Below are 23,636 nucleotides of genomic sequence, written 5' to 3'. Positions count from 1 at the left end.
CCGGCCGTCGTGGTCGGCCCCCTGCGGGCCCTCGACGGCGCGGCCGGCGCGGCGGCCGAGGCCGGGCGGCTGCGGGCGGCCTGGGACGCGCCCACCCCGCCGCGTCTGCCGCTTCCGAGCCTGCGCCGCACGGTGCTGCGCCTCGACGGCGTGCCCGCCTGCCTCGCCCGCGGCACCGCGGCGGAGCCGCAGGGGGAATCGGCGCAGGGCGGGCCGGACGGGCCCGATCCCGGCCACGCCGCCGCCCTGCTCGCGCAGGCGGTGACGGGCCCCGCCGGGGACGACCTCCTCACCGTGCTCACCGCGCCCTCCCCGGCGCAGCTGCGCGAGGCCGCCGCCTGCCTCGCCCATCCCCGGGCCTGGAGCCGGCCGGAGGGGCGGCTCGCCACCCTCTCGGGCGCCGACGGCACGCTCGCATCGCAGGCCCCGCCCGATTACCGCTTCGCCCTGAGCGGGCCGCCCGCCCTCGCCAATCTCCGGCGCATCGCCGCCGGATGGCTCTCCCTGCACGTCGCCTGGTACGGGCTCGCGGCTTTGGCCCTCGCCGGCCTGCTCGCCGGCTCGACCCGCCTCCTCGTGCGCAATCTCGGCCGGAGGTCGCCGTGATCCGTCCCGTCACCCTGATCGATGCCATGAAAGCCGCGATCGCCGGGGCGCTCGTCCGGGCGCTCCTCCCCGGCCTCCTCGCCCTCGCCTGCCTGATCGCGGGCGCCCGCCTGCCGGCGCGCGCGGCCGAGCCCGTCCCGGCGGCCTGGGCCGGCGCGCTCGCGGGCGAGCCGGGCTGGGCCGCCTACCGGACCCGCTTCGTCGCCGCCTCCGGCCGCGTGGTCGACACGGGCAACGGCGGCATCAGCCACAGCGAGGGCCAGGGCTACGGCATGCTGCTCGCCGTGGCGGCCGGCGACCGCGAGGCCTTCGAGCGGATCTGGGGCTGGACCCGGGCCAACCTGATGGTGCGCGACGACCAGCTCCTCGCCTGGCGCTGGGAGCCGGACCGGCGCCCAGGCGTCGCCGACATGAACGACGCCGCCGACGGCGACATCCTGGTCGCCTGGGCCCTCGTCGAGGCCGCCGATGCCTGGGGCGAGCCGGCGCACCGCATGGCGGCGCGGCGCGTCGCGGTGGAACTCGGGCGCAAGCTGATCCTGGCCCGCGCCCCCGGCGGGCCGCTGCTCCTGCCCGGCGTCGCCGGTTTCTCCGCCGAGGAGCGGGCGGACGGGCCGGTGGTCAACCTGTCCTACTGGATCTTCCCGGCCTTCCCGCGGCTCGCCGCGGTGGCGCCGGAATTCCCCTGGGCCGGCCTCGGCCGCAGCGGGCAGCGCCTGCTGGCGCAGGCGCGCTTCGGGACCGCGGGCCTGCCGGTGGAGTGGACGGCCCTCCACGCGGCGCGGTCGGGGCCGCCGCGTCCGGCGGAGGGCTTCCCGCCGCACTTCGCCTACAACGCCCTGCGCATCCCGCTCTATCTGGCCATGGCCGGGATCCGCGAGCGCGCCCTCTACGCGCCCTTCCTCGCCCTGTGGAGCCAATCCGAGGGCGGCCTGCCCCTGGTGGACGTGGAGAGCGGGCGCACCACCGAGCGCCTGGCCGAGACGGGCTACGCGGCGATCCCAGCCCTCGCCGCCTGCGCCGTCCAGGGCACGCCGGTCCCGCGCGCGCTGCGCGCCGTGCGGGCCGAGAGCGAGCACTACTACCCGGCGACGCTCCACCTCCTCGCGCTCGCCGGCCTCGCGACGCGCTTCCCCGAATGCGTGCTGCGCTGAAGAAGGCTTTCTCGCGCCCGGCGGACGGCCGCCGCCAAGATCCATCCCACTGCGCGTGGGCAGCCGGCGACGAGCCGTGCTCATTGCCGTCTGGTGTAAGCCGCTGTTTTGACAGGAACGCTCGGAGGGCTCAGCGCCCGCGCCGACGCGCGGCACGGCCCTTGCGCACCGCCTCGCGCAGCACGCGGGAGAGCTGCTCGACGGAGTAGGGCTTCTGCACGAGCAGGAAGTCGTGCACCCCCTCCTGCGCCAGCACGTGGCTGTAGCCGGAGGTGAGCACGACGGGCAGGTCCGGCCGGCGGCGGCGCAGCTCCTCGGCGAGCGCGATGCCGCCGATGCCCGGCATCACCACGTCCGAGAACACCGCGTCGAAGCGGAAGGGCACCTTCTCCAGCTCGGCCAGCGCCTCCTCGGCATTGGCGACCCAGCGGGTGGCGTGGCCGAGATCCTCCAGGATCTGCGTGGCGAAGCGCCCGACCTCGACATTGTCCTCGACCACGAGGATGCACAGCCCGCTCTCGTCGCCCGCGCCTGCCTCCGCCGGGTCGCCGCCGGGCCGGTCCGGGCTCCCCTCCACCTCCGGCAGGTAGAGGGTGAGCGTGGTGCCCTGGCCGACCGTGCTCGCCACGTCCACGTCCCCGCCCGACTGCTTGGCGAAGCCGAAGACCTGGGAGAGGCCGAGCCCGGTGCCCTTGCCCACCTCCTTGGTGGTGAAGAACGGCTCGAAGATGCGCGGCAGCACCTCGGGCGCGATGCCCGAGCCCGTATCGGTGAGCGAGACCGCGGCGAAGGCGCTGCGCGAGCCGGCATGGCCGCGGATGCGCGGCATCGGCCGGCCGGCGGTGAGGTGGAGCGTCAGCATGCCCTCGCCCGCCATCGCGTCGCGGGCGTTGACCGCCATGTTGATCAGCGCCGTCTCGAACTGGCTGAGGTCGGCCCGGATGTAGCAGGGCTCCTCGGGCACCCGAGTCGAGACCGAGATGCGCGCGCCGGTGACCGAATCGAGCATCTCGGCGACCGCGCGCAGGGAGGCCCCGACCTCGAAGACCTCGGGCTTGAGCGCCTGGCGGCGGGCGAAGGCGAGGAGCTGGCCGGTGAGCTTGGCGGCGCGGTCGACCGTGTCGGAGATCGCCTCGACGTAGCGGTGGCGCCGCTCCTCGGCGAGGCCCGGCCGCTTCAGCAGGTCGGTGGAGGACTTGATGACGGTGAGCAGGTTGTTGAAGTCGTGCGCGACGCCGCCGGTGAGCTGGCCCACCGCCTCGAGCTTCTGCGACTGCCGCAACGCCTCCTCGACGCGCTCGCGCTCCTGGCTCTCCGCCTCCAGGCGGGTCTTGGCGTCGGCGAGCGCCCGGACGTGGTCCTGGTGCTCGGTGAGGTCGGTGAGCACGCCGCAGAGGAGCGGCCGGTCGTCGAGCCGCTCCAGCCGGCTGAGGGAGAGATGGGCCGGGCGCTCCCCGTCCCCGCCGGTGCGCAGCGCGATCTCGGAGCGCACGGGCTCGGCCACGGCCGCCCGGAGCAGGCGCTCGAAGGCGGCGGCGTCGGCGGTGAAGCGGCTGAGCATCTGGCCCGTCAGCCGCTCCTGGGGCTGGTCCAGCATCTCGGCGAGGCGGCGGTTGCAGTAGAGCACCGCCCCGTCGGGCCCCAGGGTGAAGGCGCCCTCCTGCATCTGCTCGATCAGGACGCGGTAGGGCCGGTCGGCGCTCTCCAGGGTGTAGACGAGGCGCTCGCGGTTCGGCCCCTCCACCACCACGGCGTCGAAATCGCCCCGGCGGATCGCGGCGAGCGTCTCCTCGCTCTCCTCCAGCCGGGCCTCGAGCTCGCGGATATGGGCGCGGTAGGCCTCCGGCGTCGGCTCGCCCTCGGGCAGCAGGCGCTCGACGTCCATCAGGCCTCCTCCGCCGGCGCGAGGTCGAGGGCGCGCAGCACGCGGCCCTCGTCCTGGAGATCGCCCGCGATCCGGCGCACCGGCAGCGGCGCCACCCGCAGCAGGATCGGCGCGGCGAGCACGCCGTCGCGCTCGGCGAGCGCGGGCTGCTGGTAGATGTCCACGATCTCGAGCTCGTGGCGGCCGGGCAGGTGCGTCTCGCAGATCCGGCGCACGCTCTCGACGGTGCGCTGCGAGCGGGCGCCGGGGCCGGCGATGAACAGGCGCAGGACGACGGGGCCGGAGGCGCTCACGACTCGGAATCCTTCGGCCGGATGTCGAGGCCGACGAGCACCTTCTCGGTGTTCGAGAGGTCGCCGATGATGCGCTTCAGGGGCGAGGGCAGGCGCCGCACCAGGGTCGGGATCGCCAGGATCTGGTCGCCGGCGGCGAGCTGCGGGTTCTTCATCAGGTCGATGACCTCGATGTCGTAGCGGCCCGCCAGGTGCTCCTCGCAGAAGCGCTTGAGGTTCTTCATGGCGGCGAGCGACTTCGTCGTCTGGCCGGCCACGTAGAGCCGCAGATGGTAGTGCCCGGTATCGGGCTCGGCTTCCGGCTCGCCCGCCGGTGAGACGTCGTCGCTCATTCCGCAGCTCTCTTTGCCGCCCCCCGTGGCGCACCCGGCGCAGTCCCGGATGCAGCCCCCGATGCCGACCCCTGCGCCGTGACGCGCCGCGCCTGCATCTCGCGGCGGTCCTCCTCCAGGACCGCCTCGCGGAGGGAATCCTCGTCGTGCAGCAGGCGTTCCTCGTCCGCGACCGCCTCCAGCCCCTCGCGCAGCTCCGCGATCTGGCGCTCGATGGCCTGGCGCCGCCGCACCGCGTCGCGGCTGCGGCGCTCGGCATCCTGCCGCCGCCGCAGCATCGCGGCCCGCTCCTGGGCCTCCTGCGCCAGCCGGGCGGTGCCGGTCAGCACGCCCGCCGGGCCGATATAGGCGTCGACGAGCCGGATCCCCTCGCCCGACATCAGGAATTCGCGCACCTGATGCGAGTGGCTCATGCCGCGCGCCTTGATCACGTAGAGGGTGCGCGAGCGCTCGCCGTTGGCCTCGACGTTGAGGAGCTTGATCCAGGCATCCATCAGCGAGGACACGCCGAGGTCGTCGCCCGGATCGACCGCGCCCTCCGTGCGCAGGCTCGTGAACACGGCCGTGATGCCGCGCGCCTTGAGCAGGTCGATCATGCGCAGCAGCGTCGCCTGCAGCTCGCTCGTCGATCCGCGCAGCGCCGAGACGGGATCGACCACCACCACGTCCGGCCGGAAGGCGTCGAGGTCGCGGTGCATGCGCGCGAGGTGCATCTCCAGGCCGAACAGGCTCGGCCGCGCCGCCTCGAAGCGCAGCAGGCCGGCCTCCACGTGGCCCTGCAGGCCGAGGCCGATCGAGCGGGCGTTGCGGACGATCTGCGCCCCGCTCTCCTCGAAGACGAAGGCCATGCAGCGCTCGCCCCGCCGGCAGGCGGCGTCCGCGAAGCTCGCGGCCAGCATGGACTTGCCGGTGCCCGACTCGCCCGAGACCAGGATGCTGGAGCCGCGGTAGAAGCCGCCGGGCCCGAGCATGGCGTCGAGGCCCGCGATCCCGCTGGCGATCACCCCGTCCGAGACCGCGTAGTCGAGCTCGGCCGAGGTGACGGGCAGCACGCTGATGCCCGCATGGTCGATCAGGAACGGGTACTCGTTGGTGCCGTGGGCCGAGCCCCGGTACTTCACCACGCGCAGGCGGCGGGTGGTGATCTGGTCGGCGACGCGGTTGTCGAGCAGCACCACGCAGTCGGAGACGTATTCCTCCAGCCCCTGGCGGGTGAGCTGGCCCTCGCCGCGCTCGCCGGTGATGATCGCGGTGAGGCCGCGATCCTTGATCCAGCCGAACAGGCGGCGCAGCTCCGAGCGCAGGAGCAGGGGGTCGGTGAAGCCGGAGAACAGGGTCTCGATCGTGTCGAGCACCACGCGCTTGGCGCCGATCGAATCCACCGCGTAGCCGAGGCGGATGAACAGCCCTTCGAGGTCGTACTCGCCGGTCTCCTCGATCTCGCTGCGCTCGACGCGGACATGGTCGATGGCGAGCTTGCCGTCCGCCACCAGCCGGTCGAGGTCGTAGCCGAGGGAGGCGACGTTGGCGACGAGGTCCTCCGCGCGTTCCTCGAAGCTCACGAACACGCCGGGCTCGCCGTAGCGGGTCGCGCCGTTCACCAGGAAGGTGGTGGCGAACAGGGTCTTGCCGCAGCCGGCGGCGCCGCAGATCAGCGAGGGGCGCCCCACCGGCAGGCCGCCCTGGGTGATCGCGTCGAACCCGTCGATCCCGGTCGGCGCCTTCGGCAGGGTCGGGGCGGCGTGCGGTTCGGGCTGGGCGTCAGGCACGGCGGTCGGCTTCCTCGGGTAGGACGGCCCCGGCGGCGCATCGCGCCGCTGGTGGCCTCTCTCGCTCCGGCCGGGCCCGCCCGGGATCCGCGCGCTTCTCGCTAAAGATCTCTAGCAAAGGTTGAGCGCGTAGAAGAATGCACAAAGGAGTGCAATACGCGTCGCCTGCGGGCTGCTGACGGATCAGGGCGTTACGCGCAGGCGCACGGTCCCGTCGGCCGGATCCGCGGACGCGACGCGGGGCCCGCGGATCGCGGGATCCTGCGCCTCCCAGGCGTCGAGGGCGGCGTTGAGCGCCGCGACGATCGCGTCCGGTCCGGCCTCGACCTGCGGACGCACCGCCTCGGCGAGGCGGGCCAGCACCGTCTGCTCGGCGAGCGGATGGGCCGGCATGGTCGCCACGCGGCAGAAGGCGGCATAGGCGTTCTCGGCGATCCGGCGGGCCCGGTCGTCGGCGGCGGGCGTGTCCTGCTGCATGGAAGCCTCGTTCTGGAAGCCTCGGTTCGAAGTCCGGGATTCCGAAGGGATCATCCCGTCGGCGGGTCCAGGGCGGAGCCCTGGAATACGTCAGGGCGTCGCCCCGACACCCCAGCGAAGGGACCAGTCCCTTCGGGATCCCGGGACATGGGCGGAAATCGGCTCCGGCGGGTGGGGAGCGGGCGGATCCGGCGGCGGATCCTCCTCCGGCGGCCCCGGCTCCGGCGGGTCGCCGCTCGGCTTCTGGCCGCCTCCCCCCTGCAGCATGGTCGCGTGGCGCATCGCGCGGCCTCCTCCTCGTATGCCGGGGAGAAAGCGGCGGGGGCGCCGGTCCGTTCCGCGGCATCCTAGCGGAGTGCGCCGGTCCCGACCCAGGGGGCGGGACCGGCGCGCCCGGCGGACGGCCGCCACCGCGCCGTCGCCCGGTTTCAAGCTGCACGGCGCCGGGACCGGCGTGCCCGGACATCCCGGATATCAGAGGCTGTGGATGCCGAGATGGTCGGCGATGTAGCCCGACAGGGAGTTGGCGGCGTTGAGCATGTGGGCGCGCATGCGCCGCGCCGCGGCCTCGCCGTCGCCCTCGGCCATGGCGGCCAGGATCCCCCCATGCTCGGCATGCGAGCGGTGGATGCGCGGTCCGTGCCGGAGCTGCGTGCGGCGGAAGGCGGAGAGCCGCATGCGGATGCCGAGCGCCTGCTCGGCCAGGAAGCCGTTATGGGTCGCCCGGTAGAGACCCTCGTGGAAGGCGAGGTTGAAGGCGTCGTAGGCGTCGTAATCGCCGGCCTCCACCAGGGCCGCCGAGGATTCGTGCAGCGCCATGAGCTGGCTGCGCTCCAGCGGCGTCATCCGGTAGGTGGCGAGCCGCGCGCACATCGCCTCGACCTCGGCGGTGGTCTCGAACATCTCGGCGATGCGCTCCGGGGTCATGCGCGTGACCACGGCGCCCTTGCGGGGGCGCACCTCCACGAGGCCGTTATAGGCGAGCTGGCGCAGCGCCTCCCGCACCGGCGTGCGCGAGGCGCCGAAGCGGTCGGCGATGTCCTGCTCGTCGAGGGCCGTGCCTGCGGCCAGGCTGCCCGAGGCGATGGCGTCGGTCAGCGCGTTGCGGATCCGGTCCGACAGCAGCTCGCGTTCCTCGATCTCCACCCCGTCCATGCGATTCCGGCGCCTCTCTCCCGCGTGAATCTGAGCCGAGGCACCCGCGCATCGTCAAGCGGAACGCCGGATCCCGGGCCGGCCCCGCCCGGATCCGGCGCAGGGCGTGCGATGCACCGGAGCGGCCGATGCCTGTTCGCGTATGCAACATGCTCGTTGCAGCGCATTTATATATGCACGATCTTGACAAATCGGCACATATGAATACCGAATGGTGGCGTTCAAAGCCGTGTGAATGCGCGGGGCGCGAAGATCCTCCGCATCCCGGGCGCGACGGGCGAGGAAGCCGATGACCGACTGGCGCAGCGAGGCGCGACTCCGCGACGAAAGGCTCGCGGCCGGGCGCGCGCATGCCGAGGGCAAGGTGGTGCCGGCGGGCGCCGCGATCGACCTCTTGGAGGCGATCCTGCGCCCCGGCGACCGCGTCTGCCTGGAGGGCGACAACCAGAAGCAGGCCGATTGCCTCGCCCGGGCGCTCGCCGCCTGCGACCCGGCACGCGTCCACGACCTGCACATGGTGCAGTCGGGCATCGTGCTGCCCGAGCATCTCGACGTGTTCGAGACCGGCATCGCCCGGCGCCTCGACTATTCCTATTCCGGACCCCAGGGCGGGCGGATCGCGAAGATGCTCTATGGCGGGCAGATCCAGCTCGGGGCGGTGCACACCTATCTGGAACTGTTCGCCCGCTACTTCGTGGACCTGACGCCGAACGTGGCGCTGATCGCGGGCGTCTCGGCCGACCGGGACGGCAACCTCTATACGGGCCCGAACACCGAGGACACGCCGACCGTGGTGGAGGCCACCGCCTTCAAGAACGGCGTCGTGGTGGCCCAGGTCAACCAGATCGTCGACACGGTGCCGCGCGTCGACATCCCGGGCGACCGGATCGACTTCGTGGTGGAGGCCGACCGGCCCTTCTACGTGGAGCCGCTCTTCACCCGCGACCCGGCGGCGATGACCGAGACGCAGGTCCTGATGGCCATGATGGCGATCAAGGGGATCTATGCCGAGTACGGCATCACCCGGCTCAACCACGGCATCGGCTTCGGCACCGCGGCGATCGAATTGCTGCTGCCGACCTATGGCGAGCGCCTGGGGCTGAAGGGACGGATCGCCACGCACTGGGCGCTCAACCCGCACCCGACGCTGATCCCGGCGATCGAATCGGGCTGGGTGAAGCAGGTCCACTGCTTCGGCTCGGAAGTCGGCATGGACCGCTACATCCGGGCGCGGCCGGACGTGTTCTTCACCGGAGCCGACGGCAGCTTGCGCTCGAACCGCGCCTTCTGCCAGACGGCCGGGCTCTATGCCTGCGACCTGTTCATCGGCTCGACGCTGCAGATCGACCTGATGGGCCATTCCTCCACCGTGACGCGAGACCGCGTGGCGGGCTTCGGCGGCGCGCCGAACATGGGCTCGGACCCGCACGGGCGGCGCCACCCCTCCGACACCTGGATGAAGGCGGGCCGCGAGGCGCAAACCGTCGGCGATCCGCTGCTGATGCGCGGGCGCAAGCTCGTGGTGCAGCTCGTCGAGACCTTCGGCGACAAGCTGGTGCCGACCTTCGTGGAGCGCCTCGACGCGATGGAGCTCGCGAAGAAGACCGGGCTCGAGCTCGCCCCGGTCATGGTCTACGCCGACGACGTCACGCACATCGTCACCGAGGAGGGCATCGCCAACCTCCTGCTCTGCCGCGACGCCGACGAGCGCGAGCAGGCGATCCGCGGGGTGGCCGGCTATACCGAGATCGGCCGGGGCCGCGACCGGGCCAAGGTCGAGGAATTGCGGTCCCGCGGCATCGTGCGCCGCCCCGAGGATCTCGGCATCGAGCCCCTCGACGCCGACCGGGCGCTGCTCGCCGCCAAGTCGATCAAGGACCTCGTGCACTGGTCGGGCGGCCTCTACGACCCGCCCGCCAAGTTCCGGAACTGGTGAACCCCCTTTTCCCCTCCCCCTTGCGGGGAGGGGTCAGGGGTGGGGGTGGTGCAGGATGAAGCGCCCCGGTGCCTTCTGCACCACCCCCACCTCCGTCTCCTCCCCGCAAGGGGGAGGAGAGCGATCCCTGCGGAGATCCCTCATGGAATCCCTGACCTTCCGCCACACCACGCAGAAGCCCCTGCCCGGCTCGGTGCCGAGCGCCATCACCGGCGTGGTGGCCTCGGGCAACCTGGAGGTCCTGCTGGAGCGGGTGCTGCCGCCCGATGCCTGCGAGGTGGCGATCGAGACGCCGGTCACCGGCTACGCCGCGGTCTGGGAGGCGGTGGTGGCCGATTTCGTGGCCCGCGCGCAGCCCGGGGGCCTGCGCATCAGCATCAACGACGGCGGCGCGCGCCCCGACACCGTGTCCCTGCGCCTCCGCCAGGGCGCCCGGCTGATGGAGGCGTGAGATGAGCCCCGCGAGCACCGATCCGAGCGCCCTGAGCTGGTACGAGGCCAGCGCCCGCCAGCGCGTCGCGGCCCTGGCCGATCCCGGCAGCTTCCGGGAGTTCCTGCCGCCGACCGCGCGGCGGACGAGCCCGCACCTGCCGCTCTTCGACCTGCCGCGCGCCTTCGACGACGGCATCGTGGTCGGCCGCGCCACCCTCGACGGCAAGCCGGTGCTCGTCGCCGCGCAGGAGGGCCGCTTCATGGGCGGCGCCTTCGGCGAGGTGCACGGCGCCAAGCTGATCGGGCTGCTGCGCGCCGCGCGCGACCTGAAGCCGGCGGCCGTGCTGATCCTGTTCGACACCGGCGGCGTGCGCCTGCAGGAGGCCAATGCCGGCGAGACCGCCATCGCCGAGGCCATGCGCGCCATCGCGGAGCTGCGCGCCGCCGGGGTGCCGGTGATCGGCCTGATCGGCGGCCGGGCCGGGGCCTATGGCGGCGGCGGGCTCATCGCCGGCACCTGCTCGCGCCTCGCCGTGTCGGAGGGCGGGCGCATCTCGGTCTCGGGGCCGGAGGTGATCGAGACCAACAAGGGCGCCGAGGAGTTCGATTCGCGCGATCGCGCCCTCGTCTGGCGCACCATGGGCGGCAAGCATCGCCGCCTGATCGGCGGCGCCGACGCCTTCGCCGACGACACTGTCGCGGCCTTCCGGGCCGCCGCCCTCGACCTGATCGCCCGCGCGCCGGCCTTCGACCTCGCGACGCTGGAGGCGGAGCAGGCCCGGCTCGAGGCCCGCATCGCCCGCTTCGGCGATTGCCGCGACGCCACCGAGATCTGGGCGCGGCTCGGCGTCAACGATCCCGAGGCCGTGCCGGCCATGACCACGGCCGCCTTCGACGAGACGGTCGCCCGGGTGGAGGAGGCGCACCATGACGCTCGCTGAGATCCTCGCCTCGCTCTTCCCGCAAGGCCACCGGGTCCGCGTCGCGGACGGGCTCGTCGGCGGCCACGGCCCCCTCGACGGGGTTGAGGCGACCGTGATCGGCATCGACGGCGACACGGCGCTCGGCATCGAGGGCGCGCTCGCGCTCTCCCGCGCCGTGCTCGACGCGGTGCGGGCCGGCGACAGGGCGCCGATCCTGGTCCTCGTCGATTCCGACAGCCAGCGCATGAGCCGGCGCGACGAGCTGCTCGGCCTCAACGAATGCCTCGCGCATCTCGCCAAGGCGCTGCTGCTGGCCGACCAGGCCGGCCACCCGACGATCGGGCTGATCTACGGCCACTCGGCGGCCGGCGCCTTCATCGCCACGGCGCTGGCGACGCGGGTGCTGGCGGCGCTGCCGGGCGCCAATCCCAGCGTGATGGACCTGCCCTCCGTCGCCCGCGTCACCAAGCTGCCGCTGGACAAGCTCCAAGAGATGGCGAAGTCGACCCCCGTCTTCGCGCCGGGCCTCGACAACATGGTGGCGACCGGCGCCGTGCACGCGGTGCTCGATCCGGCCCGCCCGCTCTCCGAGCAGGTCCGGGCCCTGATCGCCGACGCGCCCGCCGACGACGTGCGCGACCGCCTCGGTGCCGAGCGCGGCGGCCGGCCGGTGGCCCGCGCGGTCGCCGAGGCGGTCGCTGACGAGGCACGTCTTGAGGCGCGCCGTGGCTGAGGGCGTCCGGCGCCACGACCTCGTCCGCGCCGATCCCGACGCCTTCGCCGCCCTGCTGCGCGCCCGGCCCGACCTCGACGGCGCCCCCCATGTGGCGGACTGGGCCGCGCGCGGCCGGCCGCTGATCGTGCGGCGCTACCATCCGGACGAGGATCGGGCCCTTGTCCCGCTCGGCCTGCCCCTGCCCCCGGCCGCGGGCAAGCGCCGCATCGGCCTCGCCTTGCCGGCGCCGGCCCTGACCCCCCTGCCCGGCCCGACCCTCGCCGCGGCGCGCGGTGACGCCCCCGCCGCCTGGCAGCCGAGCCTCGACGCGCTCCTCGCCCATGCTGCCGCGCACGACCTCGTGCCGCGCCCCTTCGGCGCCCTGCTCTGGCAGGCGCTGACCGGCCTGACCTATCTCGCCCCGACCTCCGACCTCGACCTGCTCTGGCCGGTCTCCGAGATCCCGCCGGGCTTCCTCGCCGGCCTCGCCCGCATCGCCGCGGCGGCGCCGATGCGGATCGACGGCGAGGTGCTGCTGCCGGACGGGGCCGGGATCCACTGGCGCGAGCTGCACGAGGCGCAGGGTCCGGTTCTCGCGCCGGTTCTCGCCAAGCATCTCGACCGCGTGGAGTTGCGGCCCGCGCCACGCCCCGGGGAGCCGGTGTGAGGGGGGTGCCGGAACAGGCGCGGGTCCCCTCCCCCTTGCGGGGAGGGGTCAGGGGTGGGGGTGGTGCAGACGGCACCGCGACGTCCGATCCTGCACCACCCCCACCTCCGGCTCCTCCCCGCACGGGGGAGGAGAGGCTCAGGGCCGACCGTCGCGACCTCTTCGAAACCATCGCCGCGGCCGCGGTCGCGGCCCTCCACCGCGAACTCGACACCTATCCCAAGCCCGGCCTCGTCAGCCTCGTCGACAGCGGCAGCCATGCGGACATGGATGCCGGGACCTTCCGGGCGAGCGCGGCGGCGCTGGAGCCCTGGTTCGCCGCCCTGGCGCAGGCCGGCGCCGCGGATCGGCCGATGCCGCAGCTGCGCCGGATCGGCCTCGCCGCCGAGGCCGCGATGCGGGCGGCGACGGGGGGCGTGAACACCCATCGCGGCGCGATCTTCGGCCTCGGCCTGCTCGCCGCGGCGGCCGGCGCCTTGAGAGCCGGGGGGCCCCCGCTTCCGGCCGGGGCGCTCGGTGCCCATGTCCGGGCCCGCCATGCCAGGGGCATCCTCCGCGGGCCGGTGCCCCTCGACGCGCCGGGCGCGCGGGCGCGGCTCCGGCACGGGGTCGGCGGCGCCCCGGCCGAGGCGGCGGCGGGCTTTCCAACCCTCTACCGGGTCGGGCTGCCGGCGCTCCGCCGCGCCCGGAGCCTGCGCCCGGACGACCCCCAGGCGCACCGCGTCGGCTGCTGCCTCGCCCTGATCGCCCATCTGGAGGACACCAACCTGCTCCATCGCGGCGGCGCGGAGGGCTATGGCTTCGCCCGCGCGGCGGCTTCGGCGTTCTGCGCGGCGGGCGGCGTCGCGCGGGACGACTGGTTCGCGCGGGCCGAGGCGATCCACCGCGCCTTCGTCGCCCGCCGCCTCAGCCCGGGCGGGGCGGCCGACCTCCTCGCCATGACCCTGTTCGTGGACGGGCTGGAGGACGCATGACCCTCGCCCTCCTCCTCTCCGGCCAGGGCGGCCAGCATCCGGGCATGTTCGACCTGACCGCCGGCCTGCCCGCGGCGGAGCCGGTCTTCGCCGCCGCGGCTCCCCTGCTCGGGCGCGACCCGCGCGACCTCGTGCGGGATGGGAGCGCGGACCTCCACGGCAACCGCACCGGCCAGATCCTGTGCTGCACCGCCGCGCTTGCCGGCTGGAGCCTGGTCGCGCCGGTCCTGCCCGCCCGCACGATCGTGGCCGGCTACAGCATCGGCGACCTCGCCGCCTGGGGCGTCGCCGGCCGCTTGCGCCCCGAGGCGGTGCTGCGTCTCGCCGCCGCCCGCGCCGAGGCGATGGATGCGGCGACGGGGGAGGGCTTCGGCCTCGCCGGGATCCGCGGGCTCCCGCTCGCCCGGATCGAGGCGCTGGCCGCCGCCCAGGCCTGCCACCTCGCCATCCGCAACGCCGCCGACAGCGCCGTGATCGGCGGCGCGCGGGCCGATCTCGACGCGCTCTGCGCCGCGGCCGCCGCCGCGGGGGCGCTCCGCGCCGTGGTCCTGCCCGTGCGCACGCCCTCGCACACGCCGCTGCTCGCCGCCGCCGCGGAGGCCTTCCGCGCGCGCCTCGCCGCGGAGGAGCTGCGCCGGCCCGGCCCCGGCGCGCCGCGCCTCGTCGCCGGCCTCGACGGCATGGCGGTGTTCGACGCGAAGGCGGGAGCGGACAAGCTCGCCCGGCAGATCGGCGAGACCATCGACTGGGCCGCCTGCCTCGTCGCCGCCCGCGAGTTCGGGGCGGAGGCCGTGCTGGAGCTCGGCCCCGGCCATGCGCTCGCCACCATGGCCCGCGACGCCCTGCCCGGCGCCCGTGTCCACGCGCTGGAGGATTTCCGCTCGGCCGAGGGTTTGCGGGACTGGGTCGCCGCGGCGGGCGGCCGGGCACCGGATCGATAATACCGGCCCGCGGCGTTTCCCGCTCTTGCGTGCGCAGAAGCGGTAAAAAACGCTTGTAAAAATACAGAACTGCCGCATATTGGCCCGGCAGTCGAACACAATCCAATAATCGACTCTTCAGTCTCTCACGGGAGAGAAACGCCATGACGACGACTCGACGGAGCCTCATCGCTTCGGCTCTCGCCGCGCCCGCGCTGCTGCGCTTCGGCCTGAACGCCGCGCAGGCGGCGACCACCCTCAAACTCTCGCACCAATTCCCCGGCGGCACCATCGACGAGGGTGACTTCCGCGACCGGATGTGCCGCAAGTTCGCGGCCGCGCTCGCCGAGCGCTCGAAGGGCGCGCTGGAGGTCCAGGTCTATCCGGGCTCGTCCCTGATGAAGACCAACGCCCAGTTCGGCGCCGTCCGCAAGGGCGCCCTCGACATGTCGCTCTACCCCGCGCCCTACGCGGGCGGCGAGGTGCCCGAGATGAATATCGGCCTGATGCCGGCGCTGGTCACCTCCTACCAGCAGGCGCTGGCCTGGAAGAACGCGCCCGTCGGCCGCAAGCTCACCGAGATCCTCGATTCCAAGGGCGTGGTCCTGGTCTCCTGGGTCTGGCAGGCGGGCGGCGTCGCGAGCCGCGAGCGGCCGCTGCTCACCCCGGCCGACGCCAAGGGCGTGAAGGTCCGCGGCGGCTCCCGCGAGATGGACATGATGATGAAGCAGGCCGGCGCGGCCACGCTCTCGATCCCGTCCAACGAATCCTACGCCGCCATGCAGACGGGCGCGTGCGATGCGGTCATCACCTCCTCCACCAGCCTGATCTCGTTCCGCCTGGAGGAGATCTCCAAGGCCCTCGTCTCCGGCCGCGAGCGCTCCTACTGGTTCATGCTCGAGCCGATCATGATGTCGAAGATCATCTTCGAGCGCCTACCCAAGGACCAGCAGGACCTGATCATGACGGTGGGCGCCGAGCTCGAGAGCTTCGGCCAGGCCGGCGCCAAGGCCGACGACACCCGCGTCGAGGAGGTCTTCGGCAAGGCCGGCGCCAAGGTGCAGAACATGGACGAGGCGACCCTGCGCCAGTGGCGGGAGCTCGCCCGCGAGACCGCCTGGAAGGACTTCGCCAACAAGAACGCCTCCTGCGCCGAGCTCCTCAAGCTGGCGGAGCAGGTGTCGTGAGCCACGGATTCGACGCGGCCACCGCCGCCGCCGAGACCCATGCCGCCCCGGTGCCCCGCGCGCCGGGGCTTCTCGGTGCGGTCGAGGGCGCCATCCGCGGCCTCAACGGCCTCATCCTGATGCTCGGCGGCCTCGCCCTCGTCGCCGCCTGCCTCGTGCTCAGCTATAGCGTCCTGATCCGCTACGTGTTCAAGGAACCGACGGAGTGGCAGGACGAGATGGCGGTGTTCCTGATCGTCGGCGCCACCTTCGGCTCGGCCGCCGCCGTCCAGGCCAAGCGCGGCCACGTGGCGATCGAGGCCCTGACCGGCCTGCTCTCGCCCACCGTCAACCGCGTGCGGCTCCTGCTCGCGGACATCGTCAGCTTCGTCTTCGTGGCCTTCTTCACCTGGAAGAGCTTCACCCTGCTGCACGAGGCCTGGGTCGACGGGCAGGTCTCGCAATCGACCTGGGGGCCGCCGCTCTGGATCCCCTATTCCATGATGGCGGCCGGCATGTCGCTGCTCGGCCTGCAGCTCGCCCTGCAGATCCTTGAGGCCGTGCTCCACGGCCCCGGCCGCGCCGGCTGGGGAACGCCCAAGGTCGGCGTCGCCGCCGACATCAACCGGGACATGAAGGACCGTCCCGACCTGACGCCCCGCGGGCCCGACGTGCTCGCCTCGCAGACGAAGGGGAGCGACCGATGAGCGTCGCGGCAATCGGCGCCCTCTATGCGGGGGCCACCCTCACGGCGATGCTGTCCGGCATCCCCATCGCCTTCGCGCTCGGCTTCGTGGCGCTGGCCTTCATGTACGCGTTCATGCCCGCCGCCTCCCTCGATACGGTGGCGCAGAACGTCTACGAGGAGATGGCCTCGATCACCCTGCTCTCGATCCCGCTCTTCATCCTGAAGGGCGCCGCGATCGGGCGGTCCAAGGCCGGCCAGGACCTCTACACCGCCATGCACGCCTGGATGCACCGCATCCCGGGGGGGCTCGGCATCGCCAACGTCTTCGCCTGCGCGCTGTTCGCCGCCATGGCGGGCTCCTCGCCCGCCACCTGCTCGGCCATCGGCTCGGCGGGCATCCCGGAGATGCGCAAGCGCGGCTACTCGCCGGGCTTCGCCGCCGGCATCATCGCGGCGGGCGGCACGCTCGGCATCCTGCTGCCGCCCTCGATCACCATGATCCTCTACGCGGTGGCCGCCGAGCAGTCGCTGGGCCGGCTGTTCCTCGCCGGCATCGGCCCGGGCCTGCTGCTGGTCGGCCTGTTCGCCGCCTGGTCGATCTACCGCTTCCGCTCGGAATACGCGGCGGCCAAGCAGGCCTACGAGGGCGGGGGCGCGCGCTCGGCGATCCTCGCCGAGGACACCTACAGCATGCGCGAGCGCTTCTCGACGCTGCCGCGGGTGCTGCCCTTCGTGATCCTGCTCACCGGCGTCATGGTCGCGCTCTACGGCGGCTACGCCACGCCCTCGGAGACGGCGGGCCTCGGCGGCCTGCTGGCGCTCGGCCTGATCGCGGTGATCTACGGCGTCTGGCGGCCCAAGGACGTCAGCCCGATCCTGACCGCGACCTTGCGGGAATCGACCATGCTGATGCTGATCATCGGCATGTCGCTCCTCTACGCCTACGTGATGAGCTACCTGCACATCTCGCAAGGCGCGGCGCAGGCGATCGTGGCGATGCAGCTCTCGCCCTGGGTGCTGCTGGTGACGATCCTCCTGCTCGTGATCGCGCTGGGCTTCTTCCTGCCCCCCGTCTCGATCATCCTGATGACGGCGCCGATCATCCTGCCGCCGCTCAAGGCCGCCGGGTTCGACCTCGTCTGGTTCGGCGTGGTGATGACGATCACCATGGAGATGGGCCTGATCCACCCGCCGGTGGGGCTGAACATCTTCGTCATCAAGAACATCGCACCCGACATCCCGCTCTCGGACATCATCTGGGGCACCCTGCCCTTCGTGATCCTGATGGCGGTGGCGATCCTGATCCTCTGCCTCGTGCCGGGCGTCGCCCTGTGGCTGCCGGACCTGCTCCTGCCGACCACGCGGTAGCGGGGACCGGCCGCAACACGCCCTCCCCCCTCTGCGGGGGGAGGGCGCCGAGCGAATGCGCGGCGGGAGAGGGGAGCGACGGCACAGGATGGCGCTCGGCACCGACGCGGGGCCCTTCCTTGCGAGCCGGCTGACACGCGGGCCGCAGCATCCGTTCGCGGGACCGGCCGGATTGCGCTAGAGCAGGCCGAAAGAGCCCGGGACCCGCCGGGGCGCCTCGCGCACGTTGGACCATGCCCGAACCCGATCCCGCAGCCTGCGCGGCCGATCCGAAGCGGCTCGCCGCGCTCGCCGCCTACGACATCCTCGACACCCCCGCCGAGACCGGCTTCGACGACGTGGCGCAGCTCGCCGCCCTCGTCTGCGCGGCACCCGTCGCCCTGGTGAGCCTGATCGGTCCGGACCGGCTCTGGTTCAAGGCCGCGGTCGGCTTCGCGGCCTCCGCCGTGCCGCTCGGCGTCGCGATCTGCACCCACGCCGTCGCGGCGGCGGACCTCCTCGTCATCCCCGACCTCGCCGCCGACCCGCGCACCCGCGACAACCCCTACGTGACCGGCGCGCCGGGCTTCCGCTTCTATGCCGGCGCGCCGCTGCGCAGCCCCGACGGCCACGCCCTCGGCTCCCTCTGCGTCCTCGACACCGAGCCCCGCCCCGACGGTCTCGCCGGGCCCCAGGCCGATGCCCTGCGCCGCCTCGCCCGGCAGGTGATGAGCCTCCTGGAGCTGCGCGCGGCCTTGCGCCAGCGCGAGGCCGTCCTCGTCGAGCGGCAGGAGGCGGCGCGCCGCCCGGCGATCCTCTCCGAGACGCAGCGGGCGGTGGCGGCGGCGGGCGCCGACCGGGAGCGCATGCTCGCCGCCCTGGTCTCGGGCGCCATGCGGGCGGTGCCCCGCGCCGAGGGCGGCGCGGTCGAGCTCGGCGAGGGCGAGACCCTGGTCTACCGCGCGGCGCAAGGGGCCCTCGCGCCGCACGAGGGCCTGCGCGTGCCGCTCCACGGCAGCCTCTCGGGGAGCTGCCTGATCTCGGGCGAGCCGGTCGTCCTCGCCGATACCCGGGAGGATCCGCGCGTCAACCAGGCGCTCTCCGCGATCATCGGGCAGCGCGCCTGCATCCTCGTGCCCGTCACCCGCGAGGGCCGGGTCTTCGGGGTGCTGCGCCTGCAATCGGCGCGCGCCCACGCCTTCACGCCCGCGGACCTCGAATCCGCCCGCCTGTTCGCGGGCGCCCTCTCGGCGGGGCTCGCCGAGGCCGGCGAGGCCGCCGCCCGCGCCGCCGCCCGCGAGGGCGAGAGCCGCTACCGCGCCGTGTTCGACAGCCCCTCGGACGTGGCCATCGCCGTCACCGACACGGCCGGCCGCGTCACCGACTGGAACGCGGGCGCCGAGCGCCTCACCGGCTGGCCGGCCGAGACGATGCAGGGGCAATCGCTCGCCCGGATCTTCACCGACGAGGACCGCCGGGCGGGCCGGGCGGAGACCGAGATGCGCGCCGCCCTGGAGGAGGGCCGCGCCGAGAACGAGGGCTGGCGCCTGCGCGCGGATGGCAGCCGGTTCTGGGCGAACGGCGAGCTGCGCCCCTTGCGCGACGCGCAGGGCGCGCATCGCGGCTTCGTGAAGGTGGTGCGCGACCGTTCGGCCGAGCACCGGGCGAGCCTGGCGCTGGGCGAGGCCGAGGCGGCTCTGCGCCGCGCCCAGGAGGCCGGCGGCGTCGGCGTGTTCTCGGTGGACCTCGCCGACGACATGGTCCAGGCGACCCCCGAGCTGTGCCGGCTCTACGGCCTGCCCGAGCGGGCCCGCTTCCCGGCCGCCGAGATCGAGGCCCTCGTCCTCACCGAGGATGCGGGGATCCGCTCGGGCGCCGCCTCGCGCCGGACGGGGGCGGTGGCGCGGGACGTGGAGTACCGCATCCGCCGCGCCGATACGGGCGAGCTGCGCTGGATCGCCCGCCGCGCCGATTTCGAGCAGGACGCGGAGGGGCGCCGGATCCGCTTCGTCGGCGTGGTGCGCGACGTGACCGAGAAGCGCCTCGCCGACGAGGCCTTGCGGCGCACGCAGGACCGCTACCGGATGCTGTTCGAGGCGATCGAGGTCGGCTTCTGCATCGTCGAGATGAAGTTCGAGGGCGCGCGCCCCGTCGATTACCGCATCGCCGAGGCCAACCCCGCCTTCGCCCGCCAGACCGGAGCGGACGTCGTCGGGCGCTGGGTCAGCGAGTTCGCGCCGGACCTCGAGCGGCACTGGTTCGACACCTATGGCCGCGTGGCGCTCACCGGCGAGCCGGCGCATTTCGAGAACTACGCCGCGGTGTTCGGCCGCTGGTTCGACGTGCGGGCCCTGCGCGTCGGCGAGCCCGAGGCCCGGCGCGTCGCGATCTTCTTCAGCGACATCACCGCCCGCCGGACGGCGGAGGAGCGGGCGCTCGCCAACGAGCGCGAGCTGCGCCTGATCGCCGACGCGCTGCCGGTCTTCATCGCCTTCGTCGATGCGGGCGGCACCTGCCGCTTCGCCAACCTCGCCTGCCGCGACTGGCTGGTGCTCGCCCCCGAGGCGGCGGTCGGCCGGGCCCTCTCCGATCTCGACGGTCCGGTGCCGCGCGACGAGCTCCTGGCGCAGGCCGCCCGCGCGCTCGCGGGCGAGCCGGCGGTGTTCGAGGCGGAATGGCCGCATCCGGGCGGGGCGGGCCGCGTCGCCGAGATCCGCCTGCTGCCCCGCCGGGACGCGGGCGGCCGGGTCGACGGGTTCCACCTGTTCGCGCAGGACGTGACCGCCCACAAGCGGATCGAGGCGGAGCTGGAGCGGCAGGTCGCCGCCCGCACCGCCGAGCGCGACACGGTCTGGCGCGCGAGCTCCGACCTCCTCTGCGTGGCGAGCCTCGACGGCCACTTCCTCAGCCTCAACCCGGCCTGGCCGGCGACGCTCGGCTGGAGCGAGGCCGAGATGAAGGCGCGGCCCTTCCTCGCCTTCGTCCACCCGGACGATGCCGAGGCCACCCTGAAGGCGGCGGGAGGCCTCGCCCGCGGCGAGGCGCAGCTCACCTTCGAGAACCGCTACCGCCACCGCGACGGCAGCTACCGCTGGCTCTCCTGGAACGCCGTTCCGCGCGAGGGGCTGATCTACGCCTCGGTGCGCGACATCACCGCGATCAAGGCGCAGGGGGAGGCGCTGGCCCAGGCCGAGGAGGCCCTGCGCCAGGCCCAGAAGATGGAGGCGGTGGGCCAGCTCACGGGCGGGCTGGCGCACGACTTCAACAACCTGCTCACCGGCATCACCGGCTCGCTGGAACTGATGAGCGCGCGCATCGCGCAAGGCCGCTACGGCGACGTCGACCGCTACGTCGCCGCCGCGCAAGGGGCGGCCAAGCGCGCCGCCGCGCTGACGCATCGCCTGCTCGCCTTCTCCCGCCGCCAGACCCTCGACCCCAAGCCCACCGACGTGAATCGCCTCGTGCGCGGCATGGAGGATCTCGTGCGGCGCACGGTGGGGCCGGCGGTGGCCGTCGAGGTGGTGGAGGCGGGCGGGCTCTGGCCGACCCTCGTCGACCCGCACCAGCTCGAGAACGCGCTGCTGAACCTCTGCATCAATGCCCGCGACGCCATGCCGGACGGCGGCCACCTGACGGTGGAGACCGCCAACCGCTGGCTCGACCCGCGCGGCGCGCGCGAGCGCGACCTGGAGCCGGGGCAATACGTCTCGCTCTGCGTGTCCGACACCGGCACCGGCATGAGCCCGGACGTGATGGCCAAGGCCTTCGATCCGTTCTTCACGACGAAGCCCATGGGCCAGGGCACGGGCCTCGGCCTCTCGATGATCTACGGCTTCGTGCGCCAGTCCGGCGGGCAGGTGCGGATCTATTCCGAGCTCGGCCAGGGCACCACCATGTGCCTCTACCTGCCCCGCCACCGCGGCGCCGCCGAGGCGCCCGAGGACGCGCCCGATCCCGGCGCCGCGCCGCGGGCGCGGGTGGGCGAGACGGTCCTGATCGTGGACGACGAGCCGACCGTGCGCATGCTGGTGACGGAGGTTCTGGAGGATCTCGGCTACGCGGCGATCGAGGCGGCGGACGGGGCCTCGGGCCTCAAGGTCCTGCAATCGGACGTGCGGGTGGACCTGCTCATTACCGATGTCGGCCTGCCCGGCGGCATGAACGGGCGCCAGATGGCCGATGCCGGCCGCGTCTCCCGGCCCGGGCTGAAGGTGCTGTTCATCACGGGCTACGCCGAGAACGCGGCGCTCGGCGGCGGACGCCTGGAGCCCGGCATGCACGTGCTGACCAAGCCCTTCAGCGTGGACCTTCTGGCCGCCCGCATCCGCGCGCTGATCGCGGGCGGGTAGCCGCCCCGCCGACGCGGCCCCTGCACTGTCCGCAGACCAGCGCTGTGTTGCAGCGCACTACGATGGGGCGCGCGGATCCTTACCTCGGCCCGGCGCGAAGCTGGAGCCGATCATGCATACCTACACGCTCGCCGTCGCCGACGGAGTCCTGTTCGTCTGCATTCCCGATACCGCCGACCTTGCCTCGGCCATCATGCGCGAGACCGCGACCGCCTACGGCGCCGGGATCGAGCTGGAGATCGCGCGCGGCCTCGTGCTCACCGACGAAGTCCGGCCCGGCGACGAGGTGGTCTGGCAGGACGGGCCGAGCGGCGAGCTGGTGGACGATGCCGGCACCCTCTACCGCTACGCCGTGCGCCGCACGCACTGAGCGCGGGCCCCGCCGCCCGGAGCGGCCCGCGCGCCCGCTTGCCGAGCTTGGCCGGAATCGGCGATACCGGCGCCATGCGCAGGCCGCTGCTCCTTCTCCTCGCCCTGGCGATGCTCGGCGCGCCCGCCCGCGCGGGCGCGGATCCGGCCGGCCTGGAGCAGGCCTGGCATCGCTGCCTGCGCGAGGCCTATGCCCACCAGCCGCCGGGCCAGAGCCGGGCGGGCGACCAGCGCAACGCGCTCGATGCCTGCAAGGAGCGCGAGGACGCCTACGTCGCCGCGCTGATGGCCTCCCAGGGCCGCGGCGAGCGCGGCCTCGGCGCCCGCGCCATGGGCTGGGCCGCCTCGGTCGCGGCTTCCGTCCTCGATCCCGTCACGGCCTGGCTGCGCGGCCTCGGCCGGTAGGGCGCCTCCATCTCATGGCGAATCCTCTCCCCGCGAGCGGGGAGAGGGGATGCGCGGCGGCCCAGTCCGATCAATCCGAAGAACGGATCACTCCGCGGCTTCGGCCACCGAGCCGCCCTTGCGCCGGCCGCGGCCCTTGGGGGCGGCCTTCGCGCGGGTGGGTGCCGCCTCGGCCGGGGCGGCCTCGGGCTCCGGCTCGGGCGTGGCCTGGCCGGCGGCCTTGCGGCCGAGGCCGAGCGTCCGGGCGAGCTGCGAGCGGGCGGCCGAGTAGTTCACCGAAGTCGAGGGGTAGTCGTGCGGCAGGCCGAAGCGCTCGCGGTAGCCGGTCATGTCGAGGCCGTGCTTGGTCAGGTGCCGCTTCAGCGTCTTGTAGGGCTTGCCGTCGATGAAGGAGATCAGCGCGTCTGGGGTGACGGACTTGCGGATCTGGGCCGGGGTCGCCTTCTCCGGGCCGGTCTGCTGCGTCTCGGGGGGCTGCGTCAGGGCCTGGAGGGCGCCGTGCACGCTGCTGATCAGGGCGCCCAGATCGCTGACCGGAACGGAGTTGTTGGATACATAGGCCGAGACGATCTCGGCCGAAAGCTCAGTAAGGTCGGCCTGTGCTTCGGTGCTGCTCATAGGGTTGTCGTGCTCCCGATCGTTCCGGCACGAGCAACAACCCTATTTTACTGGAAGGTCAAGACCTCACAGGAGAAATTCTGTCGCATTCATCAATCCCCTGTCGATATCCAAGAACACTCGCAGGTCGTCATGCGCGTGCCGGCCCGCACAGCCAAGTGCTCATCCGGCGGCATATCCCTTCTCTTGCCGGTACGAGACGGTGCAGGACCCGACGCCGGCAAGGGAACGAGGGGATCGATCATGACGTGCTTCCGCCGGATGGCCGCGGCCACTGCCCTCAGCCTTGCCGCTCCGGCGCTCGCGCTCGCCCAGCCCTGGTCCGACCCGCCGGCGCGCCCGGCCGCCCGCCTGGCCGAGGCGGACGTCGCCCCCGCGATGCCGCCCGCGACCCCCGCCGTTGCGGCCGGGAAGGCGGCGCCCGCCCCGGAGGCCGCGCGTGGGGCCCGCCCTGCC

General features: G+C 73.6%; 21 protein-coding genes and 3 pseudogenes. 17 read left to right on the top strand and 7 right to left on the bottom strand.

All coding sequences use genetic code 11. The features are described 5' to 3' along the window. Together MTDSW087_RS30470 and MTDSW087_RS27105 are read left to right on the top strand one after the other, a co-directional pair. Positions 1 to 606, top strand: a pseudogene (locus MTDSW087_RS30470) (hypothetical protein); the annotation flags it as partial. Further along, positions 603 to 1,760, top strand: a complete 1,158-nt coding sequence (locus tag MTDSW087_RS27105; RefSeq protein ID WP_238178757.1) for a family 8 glycosyl hydrolase — start codon at positions 603 to 605, stop codon at positions 1,758 to 1,760. The pseudogene MTDSW087_RS30470 and the gene MTDSW087_RS27105, both read left to right, overlap by 4 nt. A 130-nt stretch (positions 1,761 to 1,890) precedes the next feature. On the opposite strand, the gene MTDSW087_RS27100 is transcribed toward MTDSW087_RS27105, so the two are convergent. The 6 genes from MTDSW087_RS27100 to MTDSW087_RS27075 form a co-directional block, all read right to left on the bottom strand. Next, positions 1,891 to 3,645, bottom strand: coding sequence for an ATP-binding protein (locus MTDSW087_RS27100; protein ID WP_144768477.1), 1,755 nt, complete (start codon positions 3,643 to 3,645; stop codon positions 1,891 to 1,893). Then, a complete protein-coding gene (locus MTDSW087_RS27095; protein ID WP_238178759.1) occupies positions 3,645 to 3,938 on the bottom strand; it encodes a circadian clock KaiB family protein in 294 nt (97 codons plus the stop codon). The genes MTDSW087_RS27100 and MTDSW087_RS27095 overlap by 1 nt, the downstream gene beginning before the upstream one ends. Continuing rightward, complete coding sequence (locus tag MTDSW087_RS27090; RefSeq protein WP_144768475.1) at positions 3,935 to 4,270, bottom strand: circadian clock KaiB family protein; 336 nt, start codon at positions 4,268 to 4,270, stop codon at positions 3,935 to 3,937. The genes MTDSW087_RS27095 and MTDSW087_RS27090 overlap by 4 nt, the downstream gene beginning before the upstream one ends. Continuing rightward, entirely contained in the window at positions 4,267 to 6,039 is a 1,773-nt protein-coding gene (gene kaiC, locus MTDSW087_RS27085; RefSeq protein WP_144768473.1) for a circadian clock protein KaiC, read from the bottom strand. The genes MTDSW087_RS27090 and kaiC overlap by 4 nt, the downstream gene beginning before the upstream one ends. 183 nt (positions 6,040 to 6,222) lie before the next feature. Continuing rightward, positions 6,223 to 6,516, bottom strand: a complete 294-nt coding sequence (locus MTDSW087_RS27080; RefSeq protein ID WP_144768471.1) for a hypothetical protein — start codon at positions 6,514 to 6,516, stop codon at positions 6,223 to 6,225. Positions 6,517 to 6,990: 474 nt separating this feature from the next. Then, positions 6,991 to 7,671: a GntR family transcriptional regulator gene (locus tag MTDSW087_RS27075; protein ID WP_144768469.1), complete on the bottom strand. Its 681-nt coding sequence runs from the start codon at positions 7,669 to 7,671 to the stop codon at positions 6,991 to 6,993. Between the two features lie 289 nt (positions 7,672 to 7,960). On the opposite strand from MTDSW087_RS27075, the gene mdcA reads away from it, so the two are divergent. The 14 genes and pseudogenes from mdcA to MTDSW087_RS27010 all read left to right on the top strand — a co-directional run bounded on the left by mdcA (position 7,961) and on the right by MTDSW087_RS27010 (position 22,562). Further along, positions 7,961 to 9,607, top strand: a complete 1,647-nt coding sequence (gene mdcA / locus MTDSW087_RS27070; protein WP_144768468.1) for a malonate decarboxylase subunit alpha — start codon at positions 7,961 to 7,963, stop codon at positions 9,605 to 9,607. Positions 9,608 to 9,749: 142 nt separating this feature from the next. After that, entirely contained in the window at positions 9,750 to 10,058 is a 309-nt protein-coding gene (gene mdcC / locus MTDSW087_RS27065; RefSeq protein ID WP_144768466.1) for a malonate decarboxylase acyl carrier protein, read from the top strand. 1 nt (position 10,059) lies between these two features. Continuing rightward, positions 10,060 to 10,980 carry a biotin-independent malonate decarboxylase subunit beta gene (locus MTDSW087_RS27060; RefSeq protein ID WP_144768463.1) on the top strand — a complete coding sequence of 307 codons (921 nt, stop codon included), beginning with the start codon at positions 10,060 to 10,062 and terminating at the stop codon, positions 10,978 to 10,980. Beyond that, positions 10,967 to 11,695, top strand: a complete 729-nt coding sequence (gene mdcE / locus MTDSW087_RS27055) for a biotin-independent malonate decarboxylase subunit gamma (protein ID WP_144768462.1) — start codon at positions 10,967 to 10,969, stop codon at positions 11,693 to 11,695. The genes MTDSW087_RS27060 and mdcE overlap by 14 nt, the downstream gene beginning before the upstream one ends. Then, positions 11,688 to 12,344, top strand: a complete 657-nt coding sequence (gene mdcG / locus MTDSW087_RS27050; RefSeq protein ID WP_144768460.1) for a malonate decarboxylase holo-[acyl-carrier-protein] synthase — start codon at positions 11,688 to 11,690, stop codon at positions 12,342 to 12,344. The genes mdcE and mdcG overlap by 8 nt, the downstream gene beginning before the upstream one ends. A gap of 170 nt (positions 12,345 to 12,514) precedes the next feature. Beyond that, positions 12,515 to 13,318 (top strand): triphosphoribosyl-dephospho-CoA synthase MdcB, encoded by an 804-nt coding sequence (gene mdcB / locus MTDSW087_RS27045; protein WP_238178762.1) that lies wholly within the window; start codon positions 12,515 to 12,517, stop codon positions 13,316 to 13,318. After that, complete coding sequence (locus tag MTDSW087_RS27040) at positions 13,315 to 14,259, top strand: acyltransferase domain-containing protein (protein WP_144768455.1); 945 nt, start codon at positions 13,315 to 13,317, stop codon at positions 14,257 to 14,259. The genes mdcB and MTDSW087_RS27040 overlap by 4 nt, the downstream gene beginning before the upstream one ends. A gap of 143 nt (positions 14,260 to 14,402) precedes the next feature. Next, complete coding sequence (gene dctP, locus MTDSW087_RS27035) at positions 14,403 to 15,425, top strand: TRAP transporter substrate-binding protein DctP (protein WP_144768453.1); 1,023 nt, start codon at positions 14,403 to 14,405, stop codon at positions 15,423 to 15,425. Beyond that, positions 15,422 to 16,111, top strand: coding sequence for a TRAP transporter small permease (locus tag MTDSW087_RS27030; RefSeq protein ID WP_144768450.1), 690 nt, complete (start codon positions 15,422 to 15,424; stop codon positions 16,109 to 16,111). Before dctP ends, MTDSW087_RS27030 begins: the two co-directional genes overlap by 4 nt. Further along, the gene (locus tag MTDSW087_RS27025; protein ID WP_144768448.1) at positions 16,108 to 17,460 is read left to right on the top strand and encodes a TRAP transporter large permease; all 1,353 of its coding nucleotides are present in this window, start codon (positions 16,108 to 16,110) and stop codon (positions 17,458 to 17,460) included. The genes MTDSW087_RS27030 and MTDSW087_RS27025 overlap by 4 nt, the downstream gene beginning before the upstream one ends. 233 nt (positions 17,461 to 17,693) lie before the next feature. Further along, positions 17,694 to 19,094, top strand: a pseudogene (locus MTDSW087_RS31530) (GAF domain-containing protein); the annotation flags it as partial. 15 nt (positions 19,095 to 19,109) lie between these two features. Further along, on the top strand, positions 19,110 to 21,788 hold the full coding sequence (locus MTDSW087_RS31080) for a hybrid sensor histidine kinase/response regulator (RefSeq protein WP_238178764.1): 2,679 nt from the start codon (positions 19,110 to 19,112) through the stop codon (positions 21,786 to 21,788). 112 nt (positions 21,789 to 21,900) lie between these two features. Then, positions 21,901 to 22,158, top strand: a complete 258-nt coding sequence (locus MTDSW087_RS27015; RefSeq protein WP_144768444.1) for a hypothetical protein — start codon at positions 21,901 to 21,903, stop codon at positions 22,156 to 22,158. Positions 22,159 to 22,232: 74 nt separating this feature from the next. Continuing rightward, positions 22,233 to 22,562 carry a hypothetical protein gene (locus tag MTDSW087_RS27010; protein ID WP_144768442.1) on the top strand — a complete coding sequence of 110 codons (330 nt, stop codon included), beginning with the start codon at positions 22,233 to 22,235 and terminating at the stop codon, positions 22,560 to 22,562. A gap of 87 nt (positions 22,563 to 22,649) precedes the next feature. Here MTDSW087_RS27010 and MTDSW087_RS27005 read toward each other — a convergent pair whose 3' ends face one another. After that, positions 22,650 to 23,180 carry a Ros/MucR family transcriptional regulator gene (locus tag MTDSW087_RS27005; protein ID WP_144768439.1) on the bottom strand — a complete coding sequence of 177 codons (531 nt, stop codon included), beginning with the start codon at positions 23,178 to 23,180 and terminating at the stop codon, positions 22,650 to 22,652. A 243-nt stretch (positions 23,181 to 23,423) separates the two neighbouring features. Here MTDSW087_RS27005 and MTDSW087_RS30640 point away from each other — a divergent pair. Next, positions 23,424 to 23,636, top strand: a pseudogene (locus tag MTDSW087_RS30640) (hypothetical protein); the annotation flags it as partial.

Origin of the sequence: Methylobacterium dankookense (genome assembly GCF_902141855.1) — a bacterium.
GTDB classification, from domain to species: Bacteria; Pseudomonadota; Alphaproteobacteria; order Rhizobiales; family Beijerinckiaceae; genus Methylobacterium; species Methylobacterium dankookense.
This window is presented reverse-complemented; position numbering and strand designations above follow the sequence as displayed.

Excerpts from the sequence above, each read along its gene's own strand:
- MTDSW087_RS27100 (WP_144768477.1), bottom strand. The coding sequence starts at position 3,645 with ATGGACGTCGAGCGCCTGCTGCCCGAGGGCGAGCCGACGCCGGAGGCC.
- MTDSW087_RS27090 (WP_144768475.1), bottom strand. The coding sequence starts at position 4,270 with ATGAGCGACGACGTCTCACCGGCGGGCGAGCCGGAAGCCGAGCCCGAT.
- MTDSW087_RS27080 (WP_144768471.1), bottom strand. The coding sequence starts at position 6,516 with ATGCAGCAGGACACGCCCGCCGCCGACGACCGGGCCCGCCGGATCGCC.
- MTDSW087_RS27075 (WP_144768469.1), bottom strand. The coding sequence starts at position 7,671 with ATGGACGGGGTGGAGATCGAGGAACGCGAGCTGCTGTCGGACCGGATC.
- mdcA (WP_144768468.1), top strand. The coding sequence starts at position 7,961 with ATGACCGACTGGCGCAGCGAGGCGCGACTCCGCGACGAAAGGCTCGCG.
- mdcC (WP_144768466.1), top strand. The coding sequence starts at position 9,750 with ATGGAATCCCTGACCTTCCGCCACACCACGCAGAAGCCCCTGCCCGGC.
- MTDSW087_RS27060 (WP_144768463.1), top strand. The coding sequence starts at position 10,060 with ATGAGCCCCGCGAGCACCGATCCGAGCGCCCTGAGCTGGTACGAGGCC.
- mdcE (WP_144768462.1), top strand. The coding sequence starts at position 10,967 with ATGACGCTCGCTGAGATCCTCGCCTCGCTCTTCCCGCAAGGCCACCGG.
- MTDSW087_RS27040 (WP_144768455.1), top strand. The coding sequence starts at position 13,315 with ATGACCCTCGCCCTCCTCCTCTCCGGCCAGGGCGGCCAGCATCCGGGC.
- dctP (WP_144768453.1), top strand. The coding sequence starts at position 14,403 with ATGACGACGACTCGACGGAGCCTCATCGCTTCGGCTCTCGCCGCGCCC.
- MTDSW087_RS27025 (WP_144768448.1), top strand. The coding sequence starts at position 16,108 with ATGAGCGTCGCGGCAATCGGCGCCCTCTATGCGGGGGCCACCCTCACG.
- MTDSW087_RS27015 (WP_144768444.1), top strand. The coding sequence starts at position 21,901 with ATGCATACCTACACGCTCGCCGTCGCCGACGGAGTCCTGTTCGTCTGC.
- MTDSW087_RS27010 (WP_144768442.1), top strand. The coding sequence starts at position 22,233 with ATGCGCAGGCCGCTGCTCCTTCTCCTCGCCCTGGCGATGCTCGGCGCG.
- MTDSW087_RS27005 (WP_144768439.1), bottom strand. The coding sequence starts at position 23,180 with ATGAGCAGCACCGAAGCACAGGCCGACCTTACTGAGCTTTCGGCCGAG.